The 11,445-nt window shown below is 58.7% G+C and carries 13 protein-coding genes and 1 tRNA gene; 5 read left to right on the top strand and 9 right to left on the bottom strand.

The window, feature by feature from the left end; genetic code table 11:
• From ACK4TM_RS15340 to ACK4TM_RS15315, 6 genes are all read right to left on the bottom strand, one after another.
• Positions 1-573, bottom strand: a 573-nt coding sequence (locus ACK4TM_RS15340; protein ID WP_409702824.1) for an enoyl-CoA hydratase/isomerase family protein, incomplete at its 3' end; no start/stop codon positions are given.
• Between the two features lie 12 nt (positions 574-585).
• Entirely contained in the window at positions 586-1,797 is a 1,212-nt protein-coding gene (locus ACK4TM_RS15335; RefSeq protein ID WP_409702822.1) for an acetyl-CoA C-acetyltransferase, read from the bottom strand.
• A gap of 27 nt (positions 1,798-1,824) precedes the next feature.
• Positions 1,825-2,445: a glutathione S-transferase family protein gene (locus tag ACK4TM_RS15330; protein ID WP_409702820.1), complete on the bottom strand. Its 621-nt coding sequence runs from the start codon at positions 2,443-2,445 to the stop codon at positions 1,825-1,827.
• 80 nt (positions 2,446-2,525) lie between these two features.
• On the bottom strand, positions 2,526-4,304 hold the full coding sequence (locus ACK4TM_RS15325) for an acyl-CoA dehydrogenase C-terminal domain-containing protein (RefSeq protein ID WP_409702818.1): 1,779 nt from the start codon (positions 4,302-4,304) through the stop codon (positions 2,526-2,528).
• Positions 4,305-4,346: 42 nt separating this feature from the next.
• On the bottom strand, positions 4,347-4,748 hold the full coding sequence (locus ACK4TM_RS15320) for a MerR family transcriptional regulator (protein WP_409702816.1): 402 nt from the start codon (positions 4,746-4,748) through the stop codon (positions 4,347-4,349).
• A gap of 171 nt (positions 4,749-4,919) precedes the next feature.
• Positions 4,920-5,288 carry a MerR family transcriptional regulator gene (locus ACK4TM_RS15315; RefSeq protein WP_409702814.1) on the bottom strand — a complete coding sequence of 123 codons (369 nt, stop codon included), beginning with the start codon at positions 5,286-5,288 and terminating at the stop codon, positions 4,920-4,922.
• 125 nt (positions 5,289-5,413) lie between these two features.
• Between ACK4TM_RS15315 and ACK4TM_RS15310 the strand changes: the two genes are divergently transcribed.
• Genes ACK4TM_RS15310 through ACK4TM_RS15300 form a run of 3 tightly spaced genes read left to right on the top strand, consistent with a single transcriptional unit; the run spans position 5,414 to position 7,669 of the window.
• Positions 5,414-5,854: a PaaI family thioesterase gene (locus ACK4TM_RS15310; RefSeq protein ID WP_409702812.1), complete on the top strand. Its 441-nt coding sequence runs from the start codon at positions 5,414-5,416 to the stop codon at positions 5,852-5,854.
• Positions 5,851-6,345 carry a PaaI family thioesterase gene (locus ACK4TM_RS15305; RefSeq protein ID WP_409702810.1) on the top strand — a complete coding sequence of 165 codons (495 nt, stop codon included), beginning with the start codon at positions 5,851-5,853 and terminating at the stop codon, positions 6,343-6,345. Before ACK4TM_RS15310 ends, ACK4TM_RS15305 begins: the two co-directional genes overlap by 4 nt.
• Positions 6,338-7,669: an MATE family efflux transporter gene (locus tag ACK4TM_RS15300; protein ID WP_409702808.1), complete on the top strand. Its 1,332-nt coding sequence runs from the start codon at positions 6,338-6,340 to the stop codon at positions 7,667-7,669. Before ACK4TM_RS15305 ends, ACK4TM_RS15300 begins: the two co-directional genes overlap by 8 nt.
• On the opposite strand, the gene ACK4TM_RS15295 is transcribed toward ACK4TM_RS15300, so the two are convergent.
• The gene (locus tag ACK4TM_RS15295) at positions 7,646-8,698 is read right to left on the bottom strand and encodes a quinone-dependent dihydroorotate dehydrogenase (protein WP_409702806.1); all 1,053 of its coding nucleotides are present in this window, start codon (positions 8,696-8,698) and stop codon (positions 7,646-7,648) included. The genes ACK4TM_RS15300 and ACK4TM_RS15295 overlap by 24 nt on opposite strands.
• Positions 8,695-9,027 (bottom strand): DUF952 domain-containing protein, encoded by a 333-nt coding sequence (locus tag ACK4TM_RS15290; protein ID WP_409702826.1) that lies wholly within the window; start codon positions 9,025-9,027, stop codon positions 8,695-8,697. Before ACK4TM_RS15290 ends, ACK4TM_RS15295 begins: the two co-directional genes overlap by 4 nt.
• A 151-nt stretch (positions 9,028-9,178) precedes the next feature.
• Between ACK4TM_RS15290 and ACK4TM_RS15285 the strand changes: the two genes are divergently transcribed.
• Both ACK4TM_RS15285 and ACK4TM_RS15280 read left to right on the top strand, forming a co-directional pair.
• Complete coding sequence (locus tag ACK4TM_RS15285) at positions 9,179-10,741, top strand: bifunctional metallophosphatase/5'-nucleotidase (protein WP_409702804.1); 1,563 nt, start codon at positions 9,179-9,181, stop codon at positions 10,739-10,741.
• Between the two features lie 142 nt (positions 10,742-10,883).
• Positions 10,884-10,957 (top strand) — tRNA-Gly (locus tag ACK4TM_RS15280).
• A gap of 67 nt (positions 10,958-11,024) precedes the next feature.
• Here the strand turns inward: ACK4TM_RS15280 and ACK4TM_RS15275 are convergent.
• Positions 11,025-11,445 (bottom strand): hypothetical protein (locus ACK4TM_RS15275; RefSeq protein ID WP_409702802.1); only part of this gene is annotated, 421 nt, incomplete at its 5' end.

Genomic DNA, 11,445 nt, shown 5'->3' with positions numbered 1-11,445 from the left:
GGCTCCTTGCGGATCGTTCAATTTGCCTTCCAGCAGTAGCGGCGATGCGCCCATGGCCCCCAGTTTGCGGGCAAGACGTGTGGTGCCACCCGCGCCCGGAAAGATCCCGACCTGAATTTCCGGCAGGCCGATTTTCGCCTTGGGGTTATCGGCGGCAAAGATGCGGTGACAGGCCAGCGGGATTTCCAGACCGATGCCTAGCGCCGTGCCGGGCAGGGCCGCGGCAATCGGTTTGCCCCCCTTGTTGGTCTTGGGGTCCATGCCCGCGCGTTCAATCTTGCGCAAAACACCATGCATCGCCATCACGCCGTCGAACAGCCCGCGTGCCGGATCGTCACCGACGCTGTCTTTCATCTTGGCGATGATGTTGAGGTCCATACCCCCGGCAAAGGAACCTTCTTTGCCGGACGTGATGATGATTCCTTTGACGGCATCGTCGGCAAGCGCCTGATCAATCAGCGCGTCCAGGTCGGTGAAGCCTTGCTGGTTCATCACGTTCATGGATTTGCCGATAGTGTCCCAGGTGATGATGGCCACGCCATCGGCATCGGTTTTGAGTGTGAAATCAGTCATGTTGGTCCCCCCTTACACGCGTTCAATGATTGTGGCCGCACCCATGCCGGATGCGATGCACAGCGTCGCAAGCCCGGTGGATTTGCCGCTGCGTTCAAGCTCGTCCAGCAAGGTGCCGATGATGATCGCACCCGTGGCACCCAATGGGTGACCCATGGCGATGGCCCCGCCATTCACATTGACGCGGTCGTGGTCGACATCAAACGCCTGCATGAAACGCAGGACGACGGATGCAAACGCCTCGTTCACCTCGAACAGGTCGATGTCGCTGATTGCGATGCCGCTGTCGCGCAGGATTTTCTCGGTCACCGGCACGGGCCCGGTCAGCATGATCGTCGGATCAGTGCCGATTTTCGCGGTTGCACGGATGACAGCGCGGGGTTTCAGGCCCATCGCCTCGCCCCATTCCTTGGACGCGACCAAGACGCCAGCAGCACCATCGACGATACCGGATGAATTGCCCGCATGGTGGATGTGGTTGATCCGCTCCAGATGCGGATATTTCATCAAGGCGATCTTGTCGAAACCGGGCATCACCTCGCCCATGGCTTGAAACGCGGGGTTGAGGGACCCCAGCGTCTGCATGTTGGTTTCGGGGCGCATGTATTCGTCATGGTCCAGAATCGGCAGTCCGTTGATGTCGCGGACCGTCACGACGGATTTGCCAAAGCGTGTGTCATCCCAGGCAGCCTTGGCCCGGCGCTGGCTTTCGACGGCAAGCTGGTCGGCGTCATCGCGGCTGAAGCCATATTCGGTCGCGATGATATCGGCAGAGATACCCTGCGGGACGAAATAGCTGTCCATCGCGATGGATGGATCAACGGCAATCGCCGCCCCGTCGCTGCCCATGGCAACACGGCCCATCATCTCAACCCCACCGGCGATATAGGCCTGACCAGCCCCACCGCGCACCTGATTGGCGGCAAGATTGACCGCTTCCATTCCCGACGCACAGAAACGGTTGATCGCAAGGCCGGGGATAGATTGGTCCAGATCGGACGCCAGCACCGCAGTGCGCGCAAGGCACCCGCCTTGTTCGCCGACTTGGGTGACGTTGCCCCAGATCACATCCTCGACGGCGTGGCCTTCAAGGTTGTTGCGCTCTTTCAGCGCGTTCAGCACACCGGCAGACAGGCGCGCAGATGTCACCTCATGCAGGCTGCCATCGGCACGGCCTTTGCCGCGCGGCGTGCGGATCGCGTCATAGATATAGGCTTCGGTCATCGTTTCCTCCGTTCAGTCCGCGTCAGGTCAAGCACGCGGCATCAAGTCATAAGGGTGTTTCCAGCCGGGCCGGGCGGCAATCGCATCCAGCCAGGCGTTGATCTGCGGATAGTCAGCTCGGTTGAAAGTGAAATCTTCAGTGTAAAACAGGTAACCGGCACAGGCGATATCGGCGATGGTGATGTCCTCGCCCGCCAGCCAGTTGCGTCCGGTCAGATGGGTTTCCATGATCTTCAGCGCAGAGGCGAGACGCATGGCAATGAACGCATTCACGTCGGCATTGCGCTTGGCCTCAGGCAAGAAATTCATGTTGAACCGCAAGGGCCCCGCGATGCCGCTGACCTTGTGGTTGTCGAAAAACATCCAGCGCAGCACCTCGCGCCTTTCAGCGGCAGAGCGGCCACCGAGCTTGCCGGATTTGGAGCTGATGTAATCCTGAATGACTGCCGATTGCGTCAGGATCAGGTCGCCGTCTTCCAGCACGGGCACTTCGCCCATGACATTCAGTGCGCGGAATTCCGGTGTCCAGGTCGCGCCGTTGAAGAAATCTACAAAGACCGAATCCCAGTCCTGATCGGTCAGCGTCAAGGTCAGCGCGACTTTGTAGGCATTTCCGCTTTCGCCAAAGCAGTGAAGTTTCATGGGCATGGTACAGGCCTCCCAACCTAAGGTCGAAATCACGAGGGATATCGTCAGGGCGCGGCATGATTGCCGCGCCCATGCGGACCTTAGAAGTTTGCCGCCTTCAGCGCCATGACCGTATCGGCCCCGGTGTTGATGCGGGCCAGATGCATACCTGTCGCGGGCAATTGGCGTGCCATGTAATAGCGGCCTGTCGCGATTTTGGTTTCATAGAATTCGGTGTCGGATGCACCGGATTCTAGGGCTTCCATCGCGGCCTTGGCCATGCGCGCCCACATCAGGCCCAGACAGACATGGCCCATCATGTGCATGAAGTCATATGAACCAGACAAGGCATTGTTGGGGTTCTTCATGCCGTTCTGCATGAAGTACATGCCTGCGGCCTGAAGGTCCTTGCTCGCGGCCTTCAGCGGTTCAAGGAAATCCTTGTTCAGCGCCTGATTGCCTTCGTTTTCCTTGATGAAGGTCTTGATCATCTCGAAAAACGCCATGACATGCTTGCCGCCGTCCAGCGCCAGCTTGCGGCCCACCAGATCAAGCGCCTGAATCCCATTGGCACCCTCATAGATCATGGCGATCCGCGCGTCGCGGGCGTATTGGGACATGCCCCATTCTTCGATATAGCCATGGCCGCCATACACCTGCTGCGCCGCAACAGCGTATTCAAAGCCCTTGTCGGTCAGAAAACCTTTGACCACAGGGGTCATCAGGGAAATCAGGCCATCGGCGTCTTTGTCATTGTTGCGATGTGCGCGGTCGATCAGATAGGCGCCCCAATAGGTAAATGCGCGCGCACCTTCGACAAAGCTCTTTTGATCCATCAGGTTGCGACGGATATCAGGATGCACGATCAGCGGATCGGCGGGGCCATCGGGGTTTTCGGCACCTGTCACGGCGCGCCCTTGCAGCCGGTCGTTGGCATAGGCAACCGCGTTCTGATAGGCGCTCTCGGCCTGGGCATATCCTTGCAGGCCGACGCCAAGGCGGGCCTCGTTCATCATGGTGAACATGGCACGCATGCCTTTGTGTTCTTCACCGATCAGGAAACCCGTCGCTTCGTCATAATTCATCACACAGGTCGAATTGCCGTGGATACCCATCTTTTCTTCGATCTTGCCGACGCTGACGCCGTTGCGTGTGCCAAGGCTGCCATCATCGTTGACCATGATCTTGGGCACGATGAACAAGGACACGCCCTTGATCCCGTCAGGGCCGCCCTGAATTTTCGCCAGCACCAGATGGATGATGTTGTCCGCCAGATCATGATCGCCAGAAGAGATAAAGATTTTCTGACCGGTGATTTTATAGCTGCCCTCATCCTGCGGCACGGCTTTGGTGCGCATCAGGCCCAGATCGGTGCCGCAATGCGGTTCCGTCAGGTTCATCGTGCCGGTCCATTCGCAGCTTGTCAGCTTGGGCAGATATGTCTGCTTTTGCGCGTCGGTGCCGTGCGCATAGATCGCGGAATAGGCACCATGGGTCAGGCCCTGATACATGTTGAACGCCATGTTGGCAGACACGAAAGGTTCTTGTGCCGCCGTATTCATCACATAGGGAAGGCCCTGCCCGCCATATGCGGGGTCACAATCCATTGCGGTCCAGCCGCCGGCCTTCATCTGTTCAAATGCGTCCTTGAACCCGGTAGGGGTGCGGACAACGCCATTTTCCAACACGCAACCTTCCTTGTCGCCGACCACGTTCAGAGGGTGCAATACTTCGGTCGCGACTTTGCCGGCCTCTTCCACGACGGCGCTGGTAAAATCGCGGTCAAGGTCTTCAAATCCGGGGATATCCTGTTCGCTGACACGCAGCAGGTCGTGCAGCACGAATTGGATATCTTTCACGGGTGCATTGTAAATTGGCATTGATGTCTCTCTCCCTAAGGTCGTGTCGTGGTGGGCGCTGCGTCAGGCAGCGACCGATTTGTTCTTGGCAAGGCTGGCGAGCTTTTCAGCGCCCCAGGCCATCTGTGCCTTTAATTCGCCGATGGCCTCGTCCAGTTCGGCTTTCTGCGCTTCCATATCTGCCAGATGCCGTTCAGCGAGTTCATAGGTCTTGGACAATTGCGTCTCTTGGCCGTCGTCCATGTGATACAGATCCAGCAATTGCCGGATTTCTTCGAGCGAGAAGCCGAACCTTTTGCCGCGCAGGATCAGCTTCAGCCGGGCGCGGTCGCGTTTGGTGAACAGGCGTTTCTGACCCTGGCGAATCGGAAACAGCAGCTCCTTGGCTTCGTAGAACCGCAAGGTGCGGGGTGTGACGTCAAAGGCGGCACACATGTCGCGGATATTCATTATGTCGGTCGTCATCGGGTTTCCTCATGCGTGTGGCTGTGCCTCGCAATTGCGGATCTGACCCTGACCTTACAAGGAAAGGTGACGTTAACGTAAACGTAACGTGGCGTCACAATGAGGGTGACGAAAGGTCAGCAATTATTTGGGGGCTCTGGCGCAATTTTCAAAGCGCCGGGTGGCCAAAGATCAGGCCAGAGTTCTGGCAGTATCGTCGCGCAGGCGCTGCAGTTCCGCCATGGTTTCATCAAGCTGAGCGCGCTGCTGGCGCAATTCTTCCATCTGGCGGTCTGCCAGGGCCACCCATTCGTGCATCTGGGCGTGGGTGCCTTCCTTTTCGTAGATCAGCAGCCATTGCCGGATGTCTTCCAGCGCAAAACCAAAGCGCCTGCCACGCAGGATCAGCGTCATCCGGGCCAGTTCGCGCGGCCCATAGAACCGCGACCGGCCCTCTTTCTCGGGGGTCAGTAGTTCGATATATTCATAATACCGCAACGTCCGTGGTGTGACGTCGAATCTGGCACACATCTCTTTGAACGACAGGCGCTTATCGGGCATGATATTCCTCCCCGTGATCAGCGTAACCGCAACAACAGACAGGGGCAATGCAGTGATCAATCACGTTTGCAATGCCTGCCGATGGGCGCTAACCCTTTGGCAAAGGTGCATGGTAGGAAAATAATATGTCCGATGATCAGGCCGCCCGCCGCGACAAGATTGCGGCGCAATTCATTGCCTCGATCCCGCATGCGCAGGCGTTGGGCATGAAGCTGACCGAGATCGGCGATGGAAGGGCGACGATTGCCATGGATTATGACGCGCGCTTTGTCGGCGATCCTGACACCGGCGTGATTCATGGCGGGGCTGTATCGGCCTTGATGGATACCTGCGCGGGTGCTGCGGTGATGGCGCATCCCGCAGCCCCGCAGGCAACCGCGACGCTGGATCTGCGGATCGATTATTTTCGCCCTGCCACACCCGGTGATCCGATCACTGCGACGGCGGAATGTTATCACGTGACCCGGTCGGTCGCCTTCGTGCGCGCCACCGCGATGGACCGCGACACTGCGCGACCCGTGGCATCGGCCACCGGGGCATTCACCATCGAAAGGGCGAAAACATGATCCAGCGCCCTGAACCTGTGCAGGTGATCAAGCAGCGCCGCGATGCGATGCTGCAAAAACTGGTGGCGCGGGTGCCGTATCTGCAGTTTCTCGGGATCAGGATCGACCGGCGCGGGGATGAACTGACGGCGATCCTGCCCTATGCGGACCAATTGATCGGCAATCCGATGCTCCCTGCGCTGCACGGCGGCGCGACTGCGGCGTTTCTGGAGGTCACTGCGATCATGGAACTGACTTGGGCGATGATCTGGGAAGATATGGAGGCGGGCAAGATCACCGATGACGCGCCCGCCATCGCGCTGCCCAAGACGATTGATTTCACCGTTGACTATCTGCGCACCGGCCTGCCGCGTGATGCCTATGCCCGCGCAAGGGTGAACCGGTCGGGTCGCCGCTATGCATCGGTGCATGTCGAAACATGGCAGGACAACCGGTCGCGCCTGTTCGCGCAGGCCACGGGACATTTTCTGATGCCTCCGCGCAATGGCTGATATTTTGCTGACACATCGGCGCGTGCTGCGGATTGCCGTGCCGATTGTCTTAGCGAATGCGACGGTTCCCATCCTGGGATTGGTCGATACCGGCGTTGTCGGGCAATTGGGGCAGGCGGCACCGATTGGCGCGGTGGGTCTGGGTGCCGTGATCCTGTCGGCGGTGTACTGGATTTTCGGGTTTCTGCGCATGGGTACCACCGGGCTGGCGGCACAGGCCAGCGGCGCGGGCGACAGCGACGAGGTGCAGGCGCTGTTGTCGCGCGCTTTGCTGATCGGGCTGGGTGCCGGGGCGGTGATGATCGCCATTCAGGTGCTGATCTTCAACGGCGCGTTTCTGATTGCGCCCGCAAGCGCCGAGGTCGAGGCGCTGGCGCGCGATTACATGGCGATCCGCATCTGGTCAGCCCCCGCCACAATCGCGTTATATGGCATTACCGGCTGGCTGATTGCGCAGGAACGCACGCGCGGGGTTCTGCTGATACAGGCGCTGATGAATGGGCTGAATATCGGTCTGGACCTTCTGTTCGTGCTCAGCTTCGGCTGGGGTGTGGAAGGGGTGGCTTGGGCGACATTCATCGCGGAATGGTCCGGGTTGCTTTTGGGTCTGTGGCTTTGCCGTGATGCTTTTGCCGGGACGGCATGGCGCAGCGCTGCGCGGGTGTTCGACATCGTTCGTCTGCGGCACATGGCGGCAGTGAACGGCGATATTCTGATCCGGTCTGTGCTATTGCAGGCGATCTTTGTCAGCTTCCTGTTCTACGGGGCAGGGTTCGGCGATGTGCCTTTGGCCGCCAACCAGATATTGTTGCAGTTCCTGCATCTGACCGGCTTCGTGCTCGACGGGTTCGCCTTCGCGGCCGAGGTGCTTGTGGGCAAGGCGCTGGGCGCGCAGGCGCGTGGCACCCTGCGCCGTGCGGCCCTGATGACCAGCGTCTGGGGGCTGGGATGTTGCGCGCTGATGGCGCTGTGCTTTGCGCTCTTTGGCGGTATGGTGATTGATGTGATGACCACCGCGCCAGGTGTGCGGGACATGGCACGAATTTTCCTGCCCTATATGGTCGCCGCCCCGTTGGTGGGTGTGGCGGCATGGATGCTTGACGGAATTTTCATCGGCGCGACCCGGACAGCGGATATGCGCAACATGATGATCGTGTCGGCGCTGATCTATTTCGCCAGTGTCATCCCGCTGATGACAATTTACGGAAATCACGGGCTATGGGCGGGGATGCTGATCAGCTTTGTCGCGCGGGGCGTCACGCTCGGCTTGAAATATCCGGGGCTGGAGGCGTCGGCGGCGTCAGACCCAGTCCGCGCGGCCTGAACCCACGGCATCGGCCAGCGTTGCGAAACCGTCGCGTTTGAGCAATGCATCAAGGCCGCGCGCAATGTCATCCACCAAAGACAGCCCGCCATACACAAGCGCGGTGTAAAGCTGCACCGCACAGGCCCCGGCACGGATTTTCTGATAGGCCTGATCGGCGCTGCTGACGCCACCCACGCCGATGATCGGCAGGTTGGTCAGGCCAGCTAATTGCGCCATCACGCGGGTGGATTTTTCAAAAAGCGGCTGCCCGGACAGCCCGCCTGTTTCCCCCGCATGGGGGCCGTGCAATCCGATACGCTCCAGGGTGGTGTTAGTCGCGATGATGCCGGAAATACCCGCGATCTGTGCGACTTCGGCGATTTCGGCGATTTCATCGGTGGTCAGGTCAGGCGCAATTTTCAGAAAGACGGGGATCGGATGGTCCATCTGTGCCCGCGTCTCCATAACACCTGCGAGAAGGGCGGACAGCGCTGCCTTGCCTTGCAGGTCACGCAGCTTTTCGGTGTTCGGCGATGAGACATTGACCGTGGCGAAATCAACATAGGCACCGCAATGCGCCAGCACCGTGGCGAAATCGGCGGCTTTGTCGGTGCTGTCCTTGTTCGCACCAAGGTTCAGCCCGATCACCGCATCCTTGGGGCGCTGGGCCAGCCTGCCCGCGATCGGATGCATCCCCTGATTATTGAAACCGAAGCGGTTGATCGCCGCGCGATCCTGCGCAAGGCGAAACAGACGGGGTTTGGGATTGCCTTCCTGCGGGCGGGGTGTGGCTGCGCCGACTTCAAGAAAGCCGAAGCCGCTGCGCGACAGCGGCGCAAGGGCGGTGGCATTCTTGTCAAAACCAGCGGCAAGGCCGATAGGGTTGGGCAGGGAAAGCCCCGCCAGATCGCAGCGCAGGCGGGGCGATGTGAACGGCCCCGCTGTCGGCCCGAGACCTGCGCGCAACGCCTTCAACGCCAGTCCATGTGCGGTTTCGGGATCGATCCGGCGCAGGGCCTTCAACCCGATCTGTTCCAGCGTCTTCATGCGAGGTCCGGCATGACATGCGTGCCATTGACCAGCGGCAGATCGCGGGCCCAGACCACATCAGCCAATGTCAGATCACGGTAAAGATGCGGGAAAAGCACGCCGCCGCGCGCAGGCTCCCATTTGAGGGCGTCCAGCTTGTCGGCGTCAACCGCCAGCAAAACAAGCCCGGTTTCGCCGGCGAAATATTTGACGGTCGTCTCGCCGACCGTGTCAGCGGTCGAAAAATGGATATATCCATCGGCCAGATCGACAGGCGCGCCCGCCGTCCGCCCATTGCGTTGCAGGACAGCCCATTCGTCGGCGCGGAATATTTTATAGATCAACATGAAATTGTCATGCAGCCTGTGCAGAAAATGGTCAAGCATGTAGCAGCGGGTCAGGTGACGCCGCGGCAAGAAGCACAAGCCTGTCGTTGGTGTTTGACTCTGCACCGGCAGCACAGCCAAGATTTTACAATGCAACCTGAAGGAAGATCACATGACCCTGCGACTTTTGATGACAAGCTGCGCATTGGCGCTGATGGCACAGACTGCTGCGGCAGATTACACGCTGCATATCATCCACACCAATGACCTGCACAGCCGGATTGAGCCTATCACCGGCAGCGATTCGACCTGTGGTGCAGAGGCGAATGCCGCCGGTGAATGTTTCGGTGGCGTGGCCCGCGTGATTACCAAGATCAATGCGCTGCGTGAAGAATTGGCAGGCGAGAATGTGATCGTGCTGGATGCCGGCGATCAATATCAGGGCAGCCTGATGTACACGACCTATAAGGGAGATGTCGAAGCCGAATTCATGAATATCATCGGCTATGACGCGATGGCCATTGGGAACCACGAATTCGACGATGGCGACGAAGGTCTGCTCAAACTGATCGAACTAGTCGATTTCCCGGTGATCGCGGGCAACATTGATGTGTCGAGCTCCAATATTCTGGCCGGGCAGGTCGCCAATCATGTGGTGCTTGAGGTGGGCGGCGAAAGGATCGGGATCATTTCCGCGCTGGCCTTTGACACGACAGAAACATCCAGCCCGTCGGATGCGGTGATCTTCACGAATGAGATCGAAAGCCTGTCTGCCGATGTCGCCGCCCTCCAGGATGAAGGTGTGAACAAGATTATCGCGCTGAACCATGTCGGTATCAACAAAGACCTCGCCATCGCGGAAGAGGTGGCCGGTATTGACGCCGTCGTGGGTGGCCATTCCCATACGTTGATGTCCAACACCGAAGAAGGTGCCATGGCCTATCCGACCATGGTCGGCGATGTCCCCGTCGTGCAGGCCTATGCCTATTCCAAATATGTCGGTCATCTGACGCTGGTATTCGATGACGAAGGCAATGTGACCTCCGCCACCGGTGACACGATCCTGCTGGATGCCAGCGTGGCCGAGGACGAATCCGCCGTTGCGCGGATTGCGGAACTGGCCGGGCCGATCGAGGAAATGAAAACCCGTTTGGTTGGCAGCACGACCGAGGCGATCGACGGTGACCGGACCGTCTGCCGCGCGATGGAATGTACCATGGGCAATCTGATCGCTGATGCGATGTTGGACCGGGTCGCCGATCAGGGTGTCCAGATCGCGATCCAGAATGGCGGCGGCATTCGCGCCTCTATCGCCGCGGGTGGTGTGACGATGGGCGATGTTCTGACGGTGCTGCCGTTCCAGAACACCCTGTCCACCTTTGAGGTGACGGGCGAGGTGATGCTGGCTGCGCTTGAAAACGGTGTCGGCGGGATCGAGGAAGGCGCAGGGCGTTTCCCGCAGGTCGCGGGGATCAGCTTTACCGTCGATGCCGAAGCCCCAGTGGGGGAACGGATATCGGATGTGATGGTGGGCGATGCGCCGCTTGATCCGGCGGCGACCTATGGCGTGGTGTCGAACAATTACGTGCGCAACGGTGGCGATGGCTATGCGATGTTCGAGGATGCGATGAATGCCTACGATTTCGGTCCCGATCTGGCCGATGTGCTGGCCGAATATATCGCGGAACAAGGTGATTACGCGCCCTACACCGATGGCCGGATCACGCTGCGCTAAACGGCCCTTTGGCTGAACCGGACGCGCCGCAGCCACCTGCGGCGCGTTTTTGACTTCTGGATATGTTCTGCCGGATATTTATGCCTCGCGCATAGGTGGCTTGCTTGACGGGGCGGGCGCGGTGACTTAATCGGGTGACAGCGCGGGCGTTGTGTAATGGTAAGACCCTTGCCTTCCAAGCAAGAGACGCGGGTTCGATTCCCGCCGCCCGCTCCAACTTCTAAAAATTGAGTAATTTTGCCTGTTTGTAGTGGTTGCGGTGTTCATCAATTTATTGATTAAGTCATTTTGCTTTTCGTGAGCCCAATACTTTAATGACATCATGAGTATGGTATTTTGGATATTTAGAATCTGTAATGCCAACCGAACCCGCAGGTGCCGAGTTTATCGCTTGCTTTATCAATTGGACTGATACCCCTGTATGTTTTGAAAGTTGGGTCAGATTACTAAATATGGGCAAGGTGTTTTCACGCTGCTTTTCAGATATTGTGGCAGCAGTCACTTCGTCCTCAACAGGATATAACTCATGATTTACTGGCGTCTGTTGACCTTGCTCACCTTTTTTCTTTGGTTGTTGCTTGTTCAAGAGTGAGCCACCATGAACTCGTAGACGTAGTTGGTTGATTAGGTCAGCTTCATGTTCTAGGGCTTGATTTTCATCACCAAACGATCTGAAAGAAACAGTAACCTCATCAAGACTCGGA

Source organism: Yoonia sp., assembly GCF_046292185.1.
GTDB lineage: Bacteria > Pseudomonadota > Alphaproteobacteria > Rhodobacterales > Rhodobacteraceae > Yoonia.
Note: the sequence above shows the minus strand (reverse complement) of the source record. Positions and strands in the feature narration are given on the sequence as shown.

What these genes read in the sequence shown, in the direction of transcription:
- ACK4TM_RS15330 (WP_409702820.1), bottom strand. Translation starts at nt 2,445, where the DNA reads ATGCCCATGAAACTTCACTGCTTTGGCGAAAGCGGAAATGCCTACAAA.
- ACK4TM_RS15285 (WP_409702804.1), top strand. Translation starts at nt 9,179, where the DNA reads ATGACCCTGCGACTTTTGATGACAAGCTGCGCATTGGCGCTGATGGCA.
- ACK4TM_RS15295 (WP_409702806.1), bottom strand. Translation starts at nt 8,698, where the DNA reads ATGAAGACGCTGGAACAGATCGGGTTGAAGGCCCTGCGCCGGATCGAT.
- ACK4TM_RS15320 (WP_409702816.1), bottom strand. Translation starts at nt 4,748, where the DNA reads ATGACGACCGACATAATGAATATCCGCGACATGTGTGCCGCCTTTGAC.
- ACK4TM_RS15335 (WP_409702822.1), bottom strand. Translation starts at nt 1,797, where the DNA reads ATGACCGAAGCCTATATCTATGACGCGATCCGCACGCCGCGCGGCAAA.
- ACK4TM_RS15305 (WP_409702810.1), top strand. Translation starts at nt 5,851, where the DNA reads ATGATCCAGCGCCCTGAACCTGTGCAGGTGATCAAGCAGCGCCGCGAT.
- ACK4TM_RS15300 (WP_409702808.1), top strand. Translation starts at nt 6,338, where the DNA reads ATGGCTGATATTTTGCTGACACATCGGCGCGTGCTGCGGATTGCCGTG.
- ACK4TM_RS15310 (WP_409702812.1), top strand. Translation starts at nt 5,414, where the DNA reads ATGTCCGATGATCAGGCCGCCCGCCGCGACAAGATTGCGGCGCAATTC.
- ACK4TM_RS15315 (WP_409702814.1), bottom strand. Translation starts at nt 5,288, where the DNA reads ATGCCCGATAAGCGCCTGTCGTTCAAAGAGATGTGTGCCAGATTCGAC.
- ACK4TM_RS15290 (WP_409702826.1), bottom strand. Translation starts at nt 9,027, where the DNA reads ATGTTGATCTATAAAATATTCCGCGCCGACGAATGGGCTGTCCTGCAA.
- ACK4TM_RS15325 (WP_409702818.1), bottom strand. Translation starts at nt 4,304, where the DNA reads ATGCCAATTTACAATGCACCCGTGAAAGATATCCAATTCGTGCTGCAC.